Origin of the sequence: Nostoc sp. NMS8 (assembly GCF_017115045.1) — a bacterium.
Classification (GTDB): domain Bacteria; phylum Cyanobacteriota; class Cyanobacteriia; order Cyanobacteriales; family Nostocaceae; genus Nostoc.
In genome coordinates, this window is the sequence record NZ_JABXKK010000098.1 from 287,965 (window position 1) to 308,069 (window position 20,105).

A 20,105-nucleotide genomic window follows, 5' to 3' on the forward strand; every position below is an offset into this window, starting at 1 on the left:
GTAAGTCATGAGGTCTGATAATGTGTTGGCTTAACTACTATTGCTTGTCAGGAGGCAGGTCTGTTGAACAGAAAACGAAATTCATCATTCATTCAAAAAGTCAAGCAAAAACTTGTTTCACCCATCGCTTGGTTAGCACTGGTTGCGTTTAGCATCTTGCTAGTTATTAGCACAACGATCGCTAGCAGTTTCGCCCAGAACCCTGCTCAGGAAGCAGGTGATATAAGTACACAAGCCTATGCGGGATTTAAAGGCAAAATCGGCAGAACCTTTGCAGAATCAACACCTTGGTGGACTCCACAGCCACCATCAGCCAAAACATCTCTAGCTTCATCCCCTATTACCGCAGCGCCAAAAGAGGCCCCCAATATTGTAGTTTTCCTAATTGACGATCTGGGGTTTTCCGATTTAGGCCCCTACGGCTCAGAAATTAGTACACCGAATATTGATAAATTGGCAGCTAACGGACTGCGGTTTAGCAACTTCACCACCCATCAGCTTTGTTCTCCTACAAGAGCCTCTTTACTGACGGGATTAAATGCCCACTCTGCGGGTGTTGGTTGGGTTGCTGAGGGAAACCCTGGTTTTCCCGGTTATGCGGGTGAAATTCAGAGTAATGTCGTGACTCTGACAGAAACTTTACGTAACAACGGCTATTCCACCCTGCTGACAGGTAAGTGGCATTTGACTCAGACTTACGATCGCACCGCCACTGCTTCCTTCAATTCCTGGCCGTTACAGCGGGGGTTTGAACATTTCTTTGGTTTCTTAGATGGATTGGAACATCCCCAGACACCCCATATTCTCTACGAAGACAATAAAGCGATTTCAGTCGATCGCTATCCTGAGAACTTCCTCACCACCGATTACTGGACAGAAAAAGCGATCGCATTGCTCAAACAAGCAAAAACGAAGTCTCCAGACAAGCCATTTTTCTTGTATTTTGCTAACAATGCTGTTCATTCACCGTTTAATATTCATCCAGCAGACCTCGCCAAATATCAAGGCAAGTATGATGCTGGCTGGGACGTGCTACGCCAACAACGCTATCAGAAGCAACTTACATCAAAGCTAATTCCTGCTGACACTCAACTACCACCCCAAAATCCGGGGGTTAAGGCTTGGGATACACTATCGACTGAGGATAAAAAGCTATTTGCTCGTTATCAAGAGGCCTATGCAGCCTTTGTTGATAACTTAGATCAAAACTTTGGCAAACTCTATGACTATTTAGAGTCAATCAAGCAACTCGACAACACAATTATTATTGTTGCTTCTGATAATGGCGGTTCTGGAGAAGGCGGGGCAAATGGTACAACGAATGTAGCTCGTCATTACTCCGGTTTACCAGACGATAAAGCCCTAGATATCAGTCGGTTTGAGTTGATTGGTAGTCCTCAGACTGCGCCTCACTATCCTATTGGCTGGGCAACGGTTTCCAATACACCCTTAAAGCGGTACAAGTTCTTTACTCTTGGGGGCGGTAGACGGAATCCATTGATTGTTTCCTATCCAGCAAAAATCAAAGAGCGGGGCGCTACCCGCACACAATTTACGCACATCACAGATATTACACCTACCATCCTGGAATTAACGGGGATTAAGCATCCTGACAAGTTTAATGGCAAACCGACAAAACCGCTGGAAGGTATTAGCTTTGCCTATCTCTTGAATGATGCCAATGCGCCGGAACAAAGAACTGAACAATACTATGAAAATTCCGGTAATCGAGGGTATTACAAAGATGGTTGGTATGCTGTCACCGAACATCAGACTGGGAAACCATTTAGTGATTCTGAGTGGCAATTATACAACCTGAACAAAGATTACTCTGAAAGCAACAATCTGGCGAAGGAGTATCCAGAGAAAGTCCAAGAACTGGCAGCAGACTTTGATGCGGCGGCATTTAAGTATCAAGTTTATCCCCTGTTAGAATCCCCGCAACATGGAGGAGTACCACCTTATATCAAGGAGAAAGTCAAACCGAAAACATTCCATGCGGGTGACTCGGTACTAGAACCGGATATTTTGCCCTTGGTGAGCGATCGCGATTATACCATCCAGGTGCAGGCTCAGTATAAAGCAGGCGATCGCGGGGTAATTCTGGCCCACGGCGGACAAGAAGCTGGTTACATCTTTTATATTGACGATGGCAAGCTGTTCTATGAACACAATAACTATGGTCAGTCGATTAAATTTCCCCCAGTCTCGCTACAGCCAGGTAAACTTAACATCGATTTGAATTACGATGCACTGGGCAAACGCCAGGGATCTGGAACACTCTCTGTCAACGGTAAGCAAGTCGCAGCAGGTAAGCTAGGGCTAACCTTTGGTGGCTTTCCTTACGAAGGATTGGACATCGGTAAAGATGCCCGTAGCCCCGTATCATGGGATCTCTACAAAAAATATGGGGTCTTTAAATACACGGGTGCGATCGAGCAAGTCAAATACGTACCGGGTTCCCCCGCGCCTGATGCTAAAGGGGAGTAGGGGTTAACAATTCAAAATGACGCTCGTGACGCTCGCAGACTCGCTAACGCTGCGCTAACAAAATTAAAGAAATTTCAGAGGGGATTTAAACCCGACTGAAATGGGTGCTACATGTAGATTGCAGGTTCTTAAACCCTTTAATTTATGATAAGTAGTGTCTCTGCGTCTCAACTAGTTAGAGTTGTTTTTGTTTGTAGAGTGCGCTTCCATTGGAGGCGCACTTTTGTTTAGCTTTTTTAACTTGTAGTACATTAACTGGTTCTATATAATACAATAGCCTCAGCTTTAGCAAATAATTGGAGGTAAAATGGTTTCTAATCAAAATATAACTGATGTTACTGATAATGATTGGAATTTAGATGCAAGTAGGACACTAATTCAAGCACTGATCAAAGATTTTTATAAAAATAATTTAAATAGTTTTACAGATCCTCTTAAACAAGAAGAATTAATTGCAGCAGGAAAAGAAATATCTCAAATAATTATCTTGTTTAATAGACTGCAAAAACTCATCAATATAAACGCACCACAAAATATTTGGTGGGATAGAATACCGAGGCTATTTATACCCGACAATAGGGATAAAACTCAAAGAGAACTGACTGAACTATCTAAAGCTTTAATATTTGCCATAGAAGCTCTGCGCGAATCCTCATCGAATATAAATATTGCTCAAGCTATTAGATTTGACGTTGAACAAATCGTTTGCAAATATGAGCATCCTTTCACAGGATTTATTATTAACCCATTTCTCTCAGTCCACCGTTCGCCCTCAACGACGACTAAGGTAATCTTTGGACTTATCAGTGCAATTTTCATCTATGGAGGAATTACTTCTTCTTCTATCGCCGGACTTTGGATTTTTTCAGAACTTGCTAATTATTATAATAACAATAATTATAATACAAATAGAAAAATATTACAAAATGAAATAAAAGAAATTCAAAAATATACAGATAACCGAGTAGAGCAAATTCAAAATAATGCTGAACAACAAAGTCAGCCAGAAAGCAAAAATCCCACTTCTGCAAATGATATTAATAAATTAAAACAAAGTAAAGAAGAAATTAAAGAGTTAAGTATAATATCGCAAAAAAATGCAGAATTTAAGAGTACAGAACTAACAACACTAAATAGTAATCTTGCTGAATTAAACGCACAATATAGCAAAAGGCAAGCTGCAAACGAGAAATATAATGAATTTCTTCTCCAACTAAGTTTAGCTATTGCGGCAGGAACATTAGGTAGTATTATCAGTATTTTAATCAGGATTGAAGAATTTCAGAAAAAGAAATATTCTGACCCACTAACTCCATTTCTTGTTGGTGCTTTTAAACCAATGATTGGAGGAGCATTTTCTGTTTTATTTTTAGCCTTAATTAACTCTGGAATAATCTTAATGTTTATTAATCCAAGTGTCTTTAAGCTCAATCCAACTACCAATCAAGAATCATCTCAAGACCAACAAAGGTCTCTAATTTTTGTAATAGCATTCGTTGTTGGTTTTAGTGAAAGACTTGCAAAAGATTTTATAGGTAAAGCAGAAGAAATAGCAGGTGCTAACCGAGATAACCTGGAATATAAACCAGTCACTCAGGAATTATCAAGCGATGTAGATAGTTTAAATACGTTGCCAATAAAAGCAGCTAATAGTGCAGTTGCTTCAAATAAACTGCCAAATAAAGTAGATGGTAATGATTTGCTAAATGTTGTAGAAAATTTAAACTCTAGCAAAGGCGATCGCTAATCCCAATTTGAAAATAATTGCGACAGATAGATTAATATAACCCAATACAGTTCAGAATAAGCAACAAAACACTTGTAGAGACGCGATTTATCGCCGTCTCTCTAGCCGTCAAAATGAATTTAACAGACTACTAGATAACAGTTCCACACTTCCATCCCAATGATTGATACCGCCTTTTTATCAAGAGTTATAAAGGTTTTGTCAAAAGTTATTAAAATATTATATTGAAACAAGGGTTTTGGGCTTAAAACGCGAATGGCAGAGGAATTCCAGAATTTTTCTCCCCTGCTCCCCGCTCCCTGCCCCCTGCTTCTTGGTCAGGAGTCAGAATCAATTAAGTGACTAAATTAAGCTCCAGGTTGTCTGATTATAAAAGACAACCTGGAGCGATGCTAATTGCTAATGTAGATTTAAGACTGGCGATAGCAGGCAAACTCCATTGAAAAAGTAGCCATACCAGAAGTAAGCGATCGCAATTCTGTAGAATACCCAAACATTCGTGCTAGCGGTACTTCTGCCCGAATCACCGTGTATCCCTGCATTGTCTCGGAACCCAACAACAAACCTCGACGAGAGGATAAGTCACCCTGAACCCTTCCCATAAAATCGTTAGGTGTTTCCACCTCTACAAGCATAATGGGTTCGAGGATGTAGGGTTTTGCTTTAGCGATCGCACCTTCAATTGCTTGATGTGATGCTGACCGGAAAGCCAATTCTGAAGAGTCAATTGGGTGATAAGAACCACCATCCAGAACGACTTTCACCCCAGTTACCGGATAGCCATGCAGCTTTCCTGATTGCATCGCCTCACGGAAACCCTTCTCACACGCCGGGATATATTCTTTGGGAATCGCACCCCCAACCACCCGATTTTCAAAGACAAGGCTGATCATACAGAAAAACCGTTGATTGTTGCCCTAGCGACGTTTAGCCAGCGATACGAAATGAATTAAACGCAACCGCAGCTGCGACACTTTCAAAATACGTTTGGGCTGGGCACAATTTTGGAACTAATCCGACGATAGTTGTCACGACTTATCCTCAACCACCAATGTAGACTCAGCAGTTCGCCCAAATTCTTCTGGTGCATATTGCAAGTGAACTTCTGCACCAGGCCAAGAAAATGTCCCTGGAGTCACAGAACGGACTAGGTAGTGCAGGCTATAAACTCCTGGTTCGAGGTGGTCGGTGTAGGCGATAATGCGATCGCGGTACACATTCTTAAAGCCAAGTTCCCAGCTATCGGCTTTTGCTTGTAATGCAGCAGTAGCAGTCTGAAAACTTGCATCCACCGCCTCAAAACCTGATGATAGCGGATCTTTTATCACCAAATGATCCACAGGATGATCGGCAATAATTTCTAAACCAATATCAAACACCTGTCCAGAGGCTAAAGTCAAGGGTTTATCGAAAGCATAAAGACCTGTTTTTTGCAAAACTTTCTCTTGATTTACTTGACTAATTTCTCGTGTTATGCGTAAACCATTAAATCTGCCTGATTGATTACCTTGCAAGCGATAATTATAAGCAACCAAATAGTGCAAAGTACCATTACCTGATTTTTGCAGCGTTAAATCATTACGCCCACGAGGTAATTTCTTCATCGGCACATTTAGCTGTAAACTAGGATTTTGATAGCCATTAAAGCGATTTTCTCCTAACTTATTACCAGCTAATTCCACTGTGGCAACAAAATTCGGTGGTGTGGGTTGTAGTTGGCTATATTCTACTAAAGCTGTTAAAGCTTGGGCATTATTATAGTTAGTTTGCCATGTACCATCCCGTCGCAATGCCAAAAGACTTTGGAATAACTTATCTATAACTTCGGGTTTACTTTGTTTGGCAATAAATAAACGTAAAGCTTGCGCTTGCGTTGCGGTAGATGAACTCATCCATCCCCAATTACCTGGTAAACTCACAACTGCTGTGCGGCCAGTTTCATAGATATTCTGTTGCAGGTTGTTTACTAATTTTTGAGATTCATCTTGCCATTCGGGGAATTGAGATAAGTATCGCGCTAGTTTAATTTGAGTTACTACATCAAAGTTATTGCGCTGTTCATAAATATCTGCGAGGAAAGTATTGCGTTTGTCTCCCAATTCTGCTAAAGAGATTAAAGCATTAAATTGCAGTTGTCTTTTACAGAGTATTTGTTTACAAAAATCGTATTCTCCGGGGTTCGCCAGAACTTTTTGTAAATAAGCTTTCAGGCGAGATACCATTGCCGAATCGACTAAATTCGGGAATACCTGACTGGCTTTAGCTAAAGATTCACCCGTATAGGAAGAAACCCAAGGGTCAGATTTTTGTTGTCCGGGAAAAGCAGCAAAACCACCATCGGCTATTTGGAGTTTTTGTAATTTTTCAATTGCTTGATTAGCTTGTTGGCTAGAATTAAATTCTGCAAAAGTCTGACCGTATTTTTTGGAAATAGTTTGCAGATTGGCAGCAATTATTAACTGACTTGCAGCTGGTTCTGTAAACGGTAAATCATCATCTTCTAAAACCTGCTTTACTGGTGCTTTAATTTCCGTTATCAAAGTACTCGCCAACTGAATATCTAAACCTCCCGCATCAGGGAAGGTATTTTTATCAACATTCAGGGGAATCTTCACATTATCCCCCCCTTTCGTAAGGGGGGTTGGGGGGATTACACCAGTTTCAACGACTTGTTCTGTAATTTCAATTGGCTTAATTTCCAAAGGTATTTCAAAAGCATCTGCGGCCGTACCATTTAGCTGAGTGGTAAACCGAACTTTCCCAACTCCCACACTATCCGCCACCATTGGAAAGCGATAAGCGCGAGTTGCGGATTCAGCTTTGGTTTGTAAAGAAGTTGCTGTGGGGTTTTTCTCAGCAAACTTCACCGTACCGCTAAGTTCGCCATTAATTGAGAGATTTCCTGGATTCCCAGTGTTGTTAGTTACAGATAAACCAGCCAGGATGCGATCGCCTGGACGGGCAAATTGTGGCAAGATAGCATTAGTTAGTAGTGGCTTGGTGGTGATAAACGTCGCGTCCCCATTCCCGAAACGCAGATTTCCATCGGTGGCCACAGTCATCACCCGCCATGTAGTTAAGTCATCCGGTAATTTAAAAGTTATCTGTGCATTCCCATTTGCATCGGTGAGAACAGAACCGTTGTAGTAAGCTAAGGCTTGAAAATCGGTGCGGGTGCGAGTATTTGCTGCACCAGTTGAGAAACCACCGCCATAACCCCAACCTTTGGGTTTAGCTACATCTTGTGCTTGCAATATGACATCTGCGCGATTATCGTTAAAGCGGGTAGAAATTATCTGTTCTGCATAAACTGTATCTACCAAATCTGGCGGACGATAACCAGAAAGTTGTAACACCGCTTCATTTACCACCATGACTGTAAACTGTCCTTTGGTGGGGTTTCCTTGATTGTCCTTCAGTTCTAGTTGTACTGTTTCTTCTGCACCAGGTTCTAATGATGCTTGTACTGGCTTAACTTGCAGTTTTAAATACTTATCCTCTAACTTAACTTTAAAAGGTGTAAAACCAATCTTCACCAAGTTATCTAAACTTCCCGCTTCCACTTGGTTTATGGGTTTACCTTGTCTCACTAATACAGCTTCAATGGCTGCATTTGGCAACATTTCTGGCGTAACTTGAAACTGAATTTGTGGTGCGCCTCCCTGAAGTTTGATAATTTGCTGATAAAGGGGTTTGTCTTTAATTACAGCAAAGTACAATTCTGCATCTGGATAGGGAGATTGAATTAGTACAGTAGCAGTTTCACCAGGTTTGAACTCTTTTTTATCTAGCTTAACTTCTAAGACATCTTTTTCTCTCGAACCCCAAAATACAGAATTTCCTCCAGTTGCCCAAATTTGTAAATCTGTCGCACTTAATTCGCTTTTGGCATCGCTAAAATTAACTCTAATCCGGTATGAAGCAGATTCCGGTGCTGTCAAACTTACTGATTGCGGATTACTAGCAGATGTAATTTCTGCTTGTCCTACTGTTTTATATTCGACTTGATTTTTTGGTGTTCGGCTACCTTCAACTAACTGCGTGACGCTACTATATTTAATTTGTTGTAATTCTACCCGCACCCGTTGACCTGTTATTGGTTTTCCTGTAGGGTCAGTAACAATCACTTCAATGGGAAAAGCCTTGTCAGCATCGGCGATGAAATTACTTTTTAACCCGATGAGGCGATTACTTGGTAAGGCGGTAAAAGTTTTGGAATTGGCTACAGACAAATTAGAAACATCTGCAACTTGCACATCCACCTGATAAGTCATCGGATATGGTAAATCATTAGCCACATTCAAAGTTTGACTACTTTTACCATTAGCATCTAGCTGGGCATTAGTTTGCAATACATCACTAGATATACTAGGAGTTTCCTCTGGCCATAACCATTGCCTACCAAAAGTAAATTCTTCCCAACCTTTAGGAACAAAATTTGCTTGCTGGCGAGTGATAAAATATTTTGCTTCTCCACCTTCTACAGGTGCGCCAAACAAATAATTGCTTGTAGCATTAATATTAACTTTCTCGTCAATGAGAGCAAATTCTTTATCTAAGTTGAGTTCGACTTTAAAATTGGGTGGCTTAAACTCAGCTACCCGAAATTCTCCAGAAATTTCTTGTCCATTCTTCCCCTTCGCTTGGATTGTATAGTAGCCTAAACGCTGAGTAGTTTTGATTGGTAATTCCAGAGAAAATGTGCCGAATTCATTTGTAGTTTGTGTACCTAAGCTAGTTTTTTGCCCATCAGGATTTACCAAAGTTAACTGGTAAGCAGCATTTTTATCTTGCTGAATCGCGCCATTTTGTAAGAAGTCAGCGAAACCAGTCAACCAAGCTTTTTCGCCTGGTTGATACAATTGTCTATCCGAGAAAATTACCCCACGTGATTCGGGTTTAGCATCTTGCCAACCTGCGTCAATCCCATAGCCATAAACGCCGCTGTATTCTTCGGTTCTAGCGAATGCCCAATCTTGATTTTCACGGGCAATTACTAATAATTGTGGTGATTTACTAGAGCTTTCATTCCCAGAATAACATTGCTGTAACCCTTCACGAACAATTCTAAAAATTCCATTTTCATCAGTTTTACCTGTTGCACAAGGTACTGCTTCGGGGCGAGATTTTGCTTGCAATTTTGATTGATAAATTTCTATAGCCCCATTTTTAACTGGTAAACCATCTGTAAGATGATTGACACGAATTAACCCTGACTCAGGAAACCACTGAGTAAATACGCCCAAATTTGTCAATTCAACTAAGCCATAAGTCGTAGGTTCTCGCCACAGTTCTTTACCATTCTCCTGATATTTATTCGTGCGGGCTTGGACTCCATAAGCTAACATTCCTGTACCTGCATTAATTTTTTCCCGTAGAGGAACAGCAATATCAACTGATTGATTTTTTTTACCCGATACCTGAAAGCTTTGCCATTCAGAAGGTTGTGGTAATAAATCACTACCATTATTAAAATAAACTAAATCTGTCGGCTTAACTACTCGATAAGCGGCTTTATATTTGGATTCTGGCAGATTTCCCGTACTAATATTTAGCTGTAAATCTTTACCTGTAGGGAAAATATTCAAATCTGATGGTACCCAGATATCCCCAGCTAAATCTCCAGTATCATATTTAAGTGTTAGAGGTTTACCCAAAGTCTGACCAAACTTATCTTTGAGATTCCCGCCAATAGTAATTGTATAAGTCTTAGCAGGTTCTAACGCATAAGGATTGATGCTGACAATTTTATCTTCATCATTGATTTGTAGAATTCTCGCAATCTCTTTTGGTGCGGGATTAATTGTAATATTTTCTTTGGCTGAATCTGGCAATAAAACATTATTAAATTCTAGCTGCGGACTACCTTTAAGAAATCTTCCAAAAGTTCCCCCTGAATCTGGCTGTCCATAAAAGTTAATTTTCTGAAACGCCAAAGGCGAATAAGTTGCTAACTTACTAGCAAATTCTTTCTCTGTGGGTAGATTGCCATAAGCCGGGCGTATTCCAGGAGAAAATACCAGACGATAACGGGTTGCTTTTTCGAGATTTTCTTGGGGGATGAGGTTATAAATCCAATTACTTGCTGAGGGGTCAAATTTTTCTAAAGGTTCTTCTTCATTTCTTAATGGTTTTTCTTCTTTGTTTAATTCGACTTTGAAGCCTACACCCTTGTTTTTTCCTTCAGGGATTAACTGTAAATGTTCTTGTACAGAATTTAAATCTAATTCGACATTGGAAGTAAACTGTAACTTCTGTTGTAAATCAATTGGTTCAATATCAGCTTTTTCAATAGGATTAACACCTGGTAAATTGGTCAGGTTGATAGATTCGGTATTGAAAGTCCAAGGTAAATCTTTGTCTAGGCGATGATTTTTTAAGTCGGCTAAACCCGCTTTGAGGGTGACTTGAAATCTTGTCGCTATTGGCAAGGCTTTATCAGCTTGAAATCCTACCATACGCGGTGTTAAAAAGCGAAATTGACCGGGTAAAGGCGGCCAAAGGGCAAATTTTTGTAATAATTGTTGCTGTTCTGGGCTGTCAAGCTTTTCAACTGGGATTAAAGCTTCTTTAAAACGAATGCGGATTTGGTTAAGAGGTTTGGCATCCCTAATGGGACTAATTTGTTCAATCCAGTCTGGTAATTTTGGTGGTGTGATTGGAGAGACTACTGGGAGTTGTTCTTTGGTTGAGTTGATACTAAAGAAGTTACACCCTGTCATCACTAGTGTAAATGTAAAGAGTAGAAGAAACTGTATTGTTTTCTTGCGATGTGAGATTTTTTTTAACGAACCGCCGAGGAAGAAATGGAGAATTTTATAGTGAAAACGGTGTAAAACTCTAATAATCATATTTTTAGTAATTAAAAATTCACAAACTATAACGAATAAAAGTTTGCATTACCTTATGTATTGGGCAATGTCAAGGCTAATAGCAATATGACTAGTTAGTTGTACCCAAAGTTTGGATTTAACTATGTTTATTTATATTGATAACTAACTCAGTGTGATTGTTCCAAAAAATAACTACAATTCTTAACTATAAAGAAGTATTTAAATTTCGCAAACATTAATTTATATCTGCTAAGTTAGTAATAATAAATTATTAAGTATTTGATATATTTACTGATGTAGATATAAGTAAGTCTGCGGGAAAGTTAAGGTAAGTTTTCTTAGACAGGGTATTCCCTGATGAAACTAGTTTCACGATCACTACTCAAACTTAAGCACAGTAGCAAAGTTATCCTGGCTGTGCTGCTAATCTGCTTGATTATACGTTTATTACCCTATTTTGCGCCCGTTCGGGCCGTAGATATTGCCCAAAATCAGTTGGCAATGCAATTTAGTGATCGCAATGGTTTACCATTAGGAACATTACTCACTCGTGACCAAGAGCATACATCAGTAGTACCACTAAATCAGGTTTCGCCCCAGTTTATCCATGCCATTTTAGCCGCCGAAGATGGCAGCTTTTACCATCATGGCGCGTTGGATATGAAAGCTGTTATCCGCGCTAGCAAAGAAGCCATTCACGCAAAACGAATTGTTTCCGGCGCTTCCACTATTACTATGCAGTTAGCGCGAATGTTAGATCCAGTGCCGCGCAGCTTCTCTGGTAAAATACAAGAAATTTGGCTATCTTGGCGGTTAGCAGCAGGTATGAATAAGGATGAAATTCTGGCTGCATATATCAATCGGCTGCCAATGGGAGGGAATATATATGGTGTAGAAGCAGCCGCACGGATTTATTTTTCTATCCCAGCGAGTGATTTGAATCTTGCCCAAGCTAGTTTGTTGGCTGCTATTCCCAATAATCCCACATACTTTAACCCTTATGAACATTGGGAACGGCTGAAGCAGCGGCAAAAATACGTCCTTAATCGGATGGTACAGGAAAAGTATATTAGTGAGGCGATCGCAACCCGAACACACACCGAAAAGGTTGTGTTTCAATCTCGCCAGCGGGGAATTATCGCCGCACCACACTTTTTATTTTGGTTAGCCAATCAGTTTGATAAAACCCAAACAGAACAAAATTCCCCCATTCGCACCACTATAAATCGCCCTTTGCAGCAGTTTGTCGAAGCACAGTTACAACAGGTAATTTCTTCTCTCGCCGCTAACAATGTCCATGATGCAGCTGCGTTGGTGATTGATAACCATACCGGGGAAGTTTTAGCTTATGTTGGTTCGCCTGATTACTTTAATGAAGCCAAGCTGGGACGCAATGATGGAGTGCAAGCGTTACGTCAACCAGGTTCTACCCTCAAGCCTTTTGTCTATGAATTAGCTTTAGAAAAAGGTTTAATTCGCCCAAATACCATTTTGGCAGATGTACCCGCCCATTACGCTATTCCCGGTGCGAAACTTTATAGCCCAACTGATTACACCGAAAAGTTTCTTGGCCCGGTGCGGGTACGGATAGCTTTAGCAAATTCTTTAAATGTTCCCGCAGTGAGGGTGTTAGAAAAAGTAGGTGTAGAAACTTTCTTGGAACGACTGCATCAACTGGGATTTGAACACCTCAATAAAACTCCAGAACATTATGGTTTGGGTTTGACTCTTGGTAGTGGTGAAGTGAGTCTCTGGGAGTTAGCTCATGCATACCTCACTATAGCACGATTTGGAGAGGCGACTTCTTTAGTAAGCACATTTTCTAATTCCGCAATCCCTACAGACGCGATGAATCGCGTCTCTACAAGTTACACACTCCCCAATTACAGAATTTGGCAATTGATTACTAACATACTTAGTGACAACCATGCTCGTGCAACGGCTTTTGGCGTAAACTCGGTGTTAAATTTACCATTTCCTTCAGCTGTTAAAACTGGCACTTCTTCCAATTTTCGTGATACTTGGACGGTTGGTTTTACTACAGATTACACTGTCGCTACTTGGGTAGGCAATTTCAATGGTGAACCGATGCGTCAAGTTTCAGGTGTGACAGGCGCAGCACCCTTGTGGAATCGGATTATGTTACATCTGCACGAACATCAAGAACCAGAAGGTTTTCCGCCTCCAGAAGGTTTAGTGCAATTACCTGTTTGTGCAATTTCGGGGTTACGACCAACACCAGATTGTACCTCAGTGGTGCAGGAATATTTCTATCCAGAAGATAAAAATAATTACGAAGGTGAAAATCAGTTCAATTTGCCGCCGGAGTATGATGAATGGTTGGCGAAACAACAGCAATCAAATTTTACTTCTAATAATTTGAGAATTTTGTCTCCCCATCATGGAGATTTATTCTTAGTGTATCCAGGTGAGGAAGCGAAGCAGAAACTTGAATTTAAGTTAGTGGGAAATAAATCTGCGCCTGTAGAATGGTGGCTGAATGGTGAAAAGTTAAATACCAACTCAGTTAATTCTTTATTTTGGTATTTGCGTCCTGGAAAATGGACTTTAGAGGCGAGAAGTGGTGAAATGAGCGACAAGGTGAGTTTTCAGGTGGAGTTAGCTAGTCTTAAACCTACGCGTCGAGGATTTTCTATTAATAATAATTGAAATTGCTTAGATGCAGAGAGTTGTTTTTGTAACGATGTCTCTATATCAATTAATGGGGAACGATTGAACGTGTCTGCTTAATAGGAATTTCAATCACAAATTCTGTACCCTCACCAGGTGCAGAAATACACTTAATTTTCCCTTTATGTTTTTCCACTATAATCTGGTAACTAATAGATAATCCTAAGCCAGTGCCTTTACCTATAGGTTTGGTAGTAAAGAAAGGGTCAAATAATCTAGTTTGAGCTTCCTTAGTTATTCCTGAACCGTTATCTTTAATACTAATAATTATGCACTCTTTATTTTTAACTTGAGTATGGATAATAATAGAACTAAGCTGTTTTTCAATTTCTCCTTTTAAACACTCTGTTTCCCGTTGATATAAAGCATCAATAGCGTTACTTAAAATATTCATAAATACCTGATTTAAGCCTCCTGCGTAACATTCAATAAGAGGCAAATTACCATAATCTTTGATAATTGTAATTTTCTGCTGGTTATGATTTTCTTTGAGACGATACTGTAAAATTAATAGCGTGCTATTAATTCCTTCATGAATATCAACAAATTTCATTTCTGCTTCATCAAGACGCGAGAAGTTACGCAAAGTTAGTACAATTTCGCGAATACGTTCAGTACCAATTGCCATTGATGATAATATTCTCGGCATATCATTAATAATAAACTCTAAATCTATCTCATCAGTTAGAGTAGTTATTTCTGGGTTATAACTATAACATTGTTGCTGATACAGGTTAATTAAAGTTATTAATTGCTGACTATATTCTCTAACGTAGAGTAGGTTGCCATAAATGAAATTAACTGGATTATTGATTTCATGAGCAACACCCGCAACTAACTGACCTAATGAAGACATTTTCTCGGTTTGAACAAGTTGTACTTGAGTGTGTTGCAATTGTTTGAGTGTCTGCTTTAGTTGAAAATTTTTGTATTTCAATTTTGCTGTTCTCTCTGCAACTTGTATTTCCAATCTAGAATTAGTTTCTTCTAAGGCGGCTTGAGCAAATTTTTTATCTTTTAAGTATTGCTGCAATAAATGCAACACTAACAACCATGCTGGAATCAGCATTAATAAACTTATAATAGATTCTAAAATTGCCCAAAAAATTCTTTGATAATATTCATCAATTTTGTGCTGTAGTTGAAGTGAAATATTACGCTTTCTTTGGGCAACGCCATTAGCATAAATGCGTTTATTGTTTTCATATTCGCTGCTAAAAAGTAGTAGTTTAGCTTCCTCTTTTTGATTTTTATTAACTAAATCAAAAGATTGGTATTCCATTGTAACCAAGCGCTGATTAGCAGTGTCAATTATTTTGGCGTCCTCATTTTTATATGCGTTAGGAGCAAGTTTAATAGACTCTTTAATAGCAATATCTAGCTTAGGTTCAAATTGTCGATACCGTTGTTCCCAAATAAAGTTACCCGTTGCAGCATTCATCCGGGCTGACATCGTTAATACTTCATCAAGATAAGTAATTTCATCACTCAGAGTTTGTAGCTTAAATTCATATTTAGTAATATTATTAAAGCTATGATATACTTGCCAGTTTAGCCAAATTTGAGGAATAAATAAGAGCAATGTCAGCAGTACTGTTACAGTTACAAGTTGAGAAGAAACAAATCTCAGTTTATAAGGTAGGTGCATTCTCATACTATTTTTTTTAGATACATTTTAATTGGTACTAATCCCATTTAATACTCTCGTATCAATTTGATTTCATCAGTATTAATACCGAATAACTCTCTTAATAATCCGACATTTTCATTTTGATACATTTTAAAATCAATCTCATTTATTTGTTTAGTTTTAATCTTTTTACCATAGAGAAATCCTAAGTTAAAATTCATGAAGTCTAACTTTGAAAATTTATAAGGATCTGGATATATAAATTTAGCAAAAAGCTTATATATAAATAAATGTAGCTGATTAGTTTTTAAGTCATTACCCATTGTAAAGCCTATTACAAAAGCTTCATCTTGAGGAGAAATTCCTCTACCTAAAAGTATATGAATGTAATCATGATGGCGCAGGTTAATTTTTCCAGGTAATGCTAATAGGCTATTAGGGTTCTCTAATAACCAAATCACAAAAGGCATTTTCGGCTCATCATATAACCTAAATACTATTGAATGTGCCTGCTTCAAATTTATTTGCGCTATATCCAGTTCAAAATTTTCATCTAAATCAAAAGTCATATATGTATTTATAATAAAACTACTAACTTATTAGTATTTGTTTTTCTCCTAATTTGTCTATATTTACCAGCAAAGTTATTTGTATTTTTATAATTAAGTACAATAAAATAATTTTATATAAAATTACAGTACGATCACTAAGGTTGAGACTAAGGGCAAAGGCATCTAAATAAAGAATCATCGACTGATGCAGATTGCTGCAACTCTGCTGTGGAAAAAGGATGTTGCCACAATAGCTTTATCATGGCTTCGTTGATGGGCTGTTTACCAAAGTCCTGAATTCGGTAAATATGTTACCCAATATGGGCAACGAGCTAGATGCCAAAAAGTGTCAAACTAAATATTAAGTTTATAGAAAAGCCGCAAACTCAAACCATGACTCAGCAACCAACTGATTTAGACAATAAAGCTGTATTTGAGCAGTTGTGGGAGATTACAAAAGAACTCCGTCAAAAACTAGAGGCTCGTTTTCAGTTACATCCAGACCCTTCTGTAGAAAATTTACAGCAATACAGCAGTCTCGATGGCAATATGAAGGGTTCACTGACTGCTTTTTCCGGCGAAGAAATTGACTGGCTAGTGCATTCGTGGCTAGGAAACCCTGAAAAATCCAACTTTAGCACTATGCGGCTCACCACTTGGTTAAAGTCGCATATTCAGGTTCCTCATTTGGCTTTTGAGTTTGGCACACTTCCAAATATTTTCTTTTATATAGATTACATTCCCCGAACTGAGCTTTTAACCGATTTGGCATCTCTCGATCGCTATTATGAGCCAGTTAATCCAACATTCTTAAAGTTACAGGAAGATTCGCGGCTCAAGGTATTTACTAGCAAAAGTGCGTATATTCGCTTATTTCAATCGCCCGTTAGTCTTTGCTACACAGGCGCACCTACTTTTGAAACCCTCGAACTAACTCGCACACTTGCACATGAAACACTCGATCGCTGGCTTACTTGGGTAGATGCAGCTGAACCGGTGCCAGAAGATGCAAGGGAGGCTCTAGCCGCTCGTGATTTAGCGCTCCGCCGAATCAGTGCGGAACGCGATCCAGGTAATAAATTTGCCGCACAGATATTTGGCTCGGAATTGACAGATAAACTTGTGCGATCGCTCTGGGGTGGCGTAGGCGTTAGCCCGCCGTAGGCATCGAATTAAATTAGTCATTAGTCATTGGTCATTTGTCCTTCGTCCTTAGTCCCATGCCCTATGTCCACTAATCTAGAGTCCTACCGCGCTTTAGCACTGCAAGTTACCTGTCATGCAGTCAACCAAACCAGCGATCGCCACGAAGCGCGATCGCTCATGCAAAACTCCATCAACCGCCTAGCTCAACAAATTGCTGCTAGTATCGCTTTCATTGGCTTTGATTGTCGTTTAATTGTACTGCCAGAATATTTCCTTACCGGTTTCCCGATGGGAGATACTCTCGCAGGGTGGGCAGAAAAAGCCTGTATAGAAATGGCTGGTGCTGAGTATGAAGCACTAGGTAAAATTGCCCAAAAGCATAAAATCTTTTTAGCTGGTAACGCCTACGAAGTTGACCCCAACTTTCCCGGATTGTACTTTCAAACCTGCTTTATTCTTGACCCTTCTGGCTCAATCATCTTGCGGTATCGGCGGCTAAATTCCTTATTTGCTCCCACACCCCATGATGTTTGGGATAAATATCTTGACTGCTATGGCTTAGAGGGAGTTTTCCCCGTTGCCAAAACTGCGATCGGTAATTTGGCAGCTTTAGCATCAGAAGAAATTTTGTATCCAGAAGTGCCGCGGTGTCTGGCAATGCGAGGAGCAGAGATTTTTGTCCATTCCACCTCGGAAGTATACAACAAAAACCTCACCCCTAAAGACGCAGCAAAAATCACTCGCGCTGTCGAAAATCTGGCTTACGTAGTTTCAGCTAATACCGCAGGTATCGCTAATATTGCTATCCCCATTGCTTCGGCTGATGGTGGTTCTAAAATCATTGACCATCGCGGCATCGTATTAGCAGAGACAGGTGCAGGTGAGAGCATGGCAGCATTTGCAGAGATTGACTTAGCAGCATTACGCCGCGATCGCCGCCGACCGGGGTTAAATAATTTACTTTCCCGCCAACGGTTTGAACTATACGCCGAAAGTTATCGGCAATCACACTTTTACCCCGCTAATACTATGCTGGAAACAGAAGTAGACCGCAAACACTTCCTGCAAACACAGCAAGCCACCATTGAACGCTTAAGCAACCTGGGGATAATTTGAATTTGGGAATGGAAAGTAATGACCAATGACCAATGACTAATGACTAATGACCAATGACAAATGACAAAACCAATAGAAGTCCGCAATCCCCGAACTGGCAAATTTGACTACGTAATTATCCCGCCGCCTCCAAGGCTGGTGGTACAACAATGTAAGCGCACGCGTCGGGCACAAGTTCGCTGGCAGCAGTTGGGTTTAGAGGGAAGAATTGAAGCTTTACAGCAGTGGAAACAGGCGATATTATCTGGACGCGATCGCCTCATAGAAGCTTTGGTAAATGATACGGGAAGATTATCAACCTCGGTATTAGAAATAGATTCTTTCCTCTCTAGCATCGATCGCTGGTGTCGTTTAGCACCAGATTTGCTGCAAGAATCTGCCAAAAATACCGCCATTCCATTTATTGCCTTACAACAAACATCCGTGCCTTATCCCCTAGTTGGGGTAATTAGCCCGTGGAATTTTCCGCTGTTACTATCTACCATTGATACCATTCCGGCATTGTTGGCGGGTTGTGCTGTCATTGTCAAACCTAGTGAAATTACTCCCCGCTTTGTAGCACCACTAATGACAGCACTCAACACCGTTCCCAAACTGCACGACGTTTTAACTTTTGTTGAAGGAGCAGGCGCAACCGGATCTACTTTGATTGAAAATGTAGATTTGGTATGCTTTACAGGCAGTGTGGCGACAGGGAGAAAAGTTGCACAGGCGGCTGCAAAACAGTTTATTCCAGCCTTTTTGGAATTAGGAGGAAAAGATCCTGCGATCGTTTTAGAATCAGCCAACTTAGAATTAGCAACCTCCGCCATCTTGTGGGGTTCCGTCGTCAACACCGGACAGTCATGCCTCTCAATTGAGCGAATTTATGTTGCAGATTCCATATTTGAAAAGTTTTACCATCAACTAGTAGCCAAAGCCCATCGCCTGCAACTAGCTTATCCCACAATCGAGAGTGGAGATATTGGCCCCATCATCGCCGAAAAACAAGCAGCTATTATTAGCGATCATCTCCTAGATGCAGTAGAAAAGGGAGCAGTAATTCACAGCGGCGGTGTAATTGAAGATTTAGGTGGCGGTTGGTGGTGTCGTCCCACAGTGCTTACCCAGGTTAATCATTCCATGAAAGTGATGACCGAAGAGACTTTTGGCCCCATTATGCCTGTGATGCCCTTTTCCACAGTAGAGGAAGCAGTATCTTTAGCCAATGACTCAATTTATGGATTAAGCGCTGCTGTGTTTGCCTCAGAAACAGAAGCCTTAGAAATTGCCCACCAGATAGATGCAGGTGCGATTAGTATCAATGATGCTGGACTCACCGCCATCATGCACGAGGGAGAGAAAAACGCCTTCAAATTCTCCGGTTTGGGAGGTTCACGCATGGGTGCGGCGGCGCTGAAACGGTTCATGCGAAAAAAAGCTATTTTGATTAAAACTAACGACACTAATGACCCTTGGTGGTTTGGAAATGGGGAGTAACCAATGCCATCATCACTATGTAACTCTTAACTTAACCAATGGCGATCGCCTCTGCCACAGTTTCGTCTACGATAACCAAAGCACTTGGAAGAATTTTGATAGTTTTGGTTCAGAACACGAGGCCATTTGTTCAGAATACGAGGCCATTCGTTCAGAATACGAGGCCATTTGTTCAGAATACGAGGCCATTTGTTCAGAATACGAGGCCATTCGTTCAGAACATGAGGCCATTTGTTCAGAACATGAGGCCATTCGTTCAGAATACAAGTCTTTGAGACACCCTAGGAAGATAAGTTTAGTCAAAGGTGTGCATTGATGTCACGCAAAAAAATTCAAAGTATTACAGCAATTTTCAGGTAAATAGACCACAGTGGTTGAACCAACCGAAGGCATCATCTTCGGTAATATAATTTACAGCCTCT

General features: G+C 40.2%; 10 protein-coding genes. 6 read left to right on the top strand and 4 right to left on the bottom strand.

The window, feature by feature from the left end:
- Positions 1–63: 63 nt before the first annotated feature.
- Positions 64–2,490: an arylsulfatase gene (locus HWQ39_RS24450; RefSeq protein WP_292850730.1), complete on the top strand. Its 2,427-nt coding sequence runs from the start codon at positions 64–66 to the stop codon at positions 2,488–2,490.
- A gap of 307 nt (positions 2,491–2,797) precedes the next feature.
- A complete protein-coding gene (locus tag HWQ39_RS24455; protein WP_292850733.1) occupies positions 2,798–4,237 on the top strand; it encodes a hypothetical protein in 1,440 nt (479 codons plus the stop codon).
- A 410-nt stretch (positions 4,238–4,647) separates the two neighbouring features.
- On the opposite strand, the gene HWQ39_RS24460 is transcribed toward HWQ39_RS24455, so the two are convergent.
- Both HWQ39_RS24460 and HWQ39_RS24465 read right to left on the bottom strand, forming a co-directional pair.
- Complete coding sequence (locus HWQ39_RS24460) at positions 4,648–5,130, bottom strand: hypothetical protein (protein ID WP_292850736.1); 483 nt, start codon at positions 5,128–5,130, stop codon at positions 4,648–4,650.
- Between the two features lie 135 nt (positions 5,131–5,265).
- A complete protein-coding gene (locus HWQ39_RS24465; protein WP_292850739.1) occupies positions 5,266–10,959 on the bottom strand; it encodes an alpha-2-macroglobulin in 5,694 nt (1,897 codons plus the stop codon).
- Between the two features lie 468 nt (positions 10,960–11,427).
- Here HWQ39_RS24465 and pbpC point away from each other — a divergent pair, with 468 nt between their 5' ends.
- A complete protein-coding gene (gene pbpC, locus HWQ39_RS24470) occupies positions 11,428–13,740 on the top strand; it encodes a penicillin-binding protein 1C (protein ID WP_292850742.1) in 2,313 nt (770 codons plus the stop codon).
- A gap of 49 nt (positions 13,741–13,789) precedes the next feature.
- Here pbpC and HWQ39_RS24475 read toward each other — a convergent pair whose 3' ends face one another.
- Together HWQ39_RS24475 and HWQ39_RS24480 are read right to left on the bottom strand one after the other, a co-directional pair.
- Positions 13,790–15,409, bottom strand: a complete 1,620-nt coding sequence (locus HWQ39_RS24475; protein ID WP_292850745.1) for an ATP-binding protein — start codon at positions 15,407–15,409, stop codon at positions 13,790–13,792.
- Between the two features lie 47 nt (positions 15,410–15,456).
- Entirely contained in the window at positions 15,457–15,960 is a 504-nt protein-coding gene (locus HWQ39_RS24480; RefSeq protein ID WP_292850748.1) for a hypothetical protein, read from the bottom strand.
- Positions 15,961–16,278: 318 nt separating this feature from the next.
- Here HWQ39_RS24480 and HWQ39_RS24485 point away from each other — a divergent pair, with 318 nt between their 5' ends.
- From HWQ39_RS24485 to HWQ39_RS24495, 3 genes are all read left to right on the top strand, one after another.
- Positions 16,279–17,106 (top strand): red chlorophyll catabolite reductase, encoded by an 828-nt coding sequence (locus HWQ39_RS24485; protein ID WP_292850751.1) that lies wholly within the window; start codon positions 16,279–16,281, stop codon positions 17,104–17,106.
- Positions 17,107–17,169: 63 nt separating this feature from the next.
- Positions 17,170–18,204, top strand: coding sequence for a nitrilase-related carbon-nitrogen hydrolase (locus tag HWQ39_RS24490; RefSeq protein ID WP_292850754.1), 1,035 nt, complete (start codon positions 17,170–17,172; stop codon positions 18,202–18,204).
- A 60-nt stretch (positions 18,205–18,264) separates the two neighbouring features.
- Positions 18,265–19,683: an aldehyde dehydrogenase family protein gene (locus HWQ39_RS24495; protein ID WP_292850757.1), complete on the top strand. Its 1,419-nt coding sequence runs from the start codon at positions 18,265–18,267 to the stop codon at positions 19,681–19,683.
- Positions 19,684–20,105: the final 422 nt, after the last annotated feature.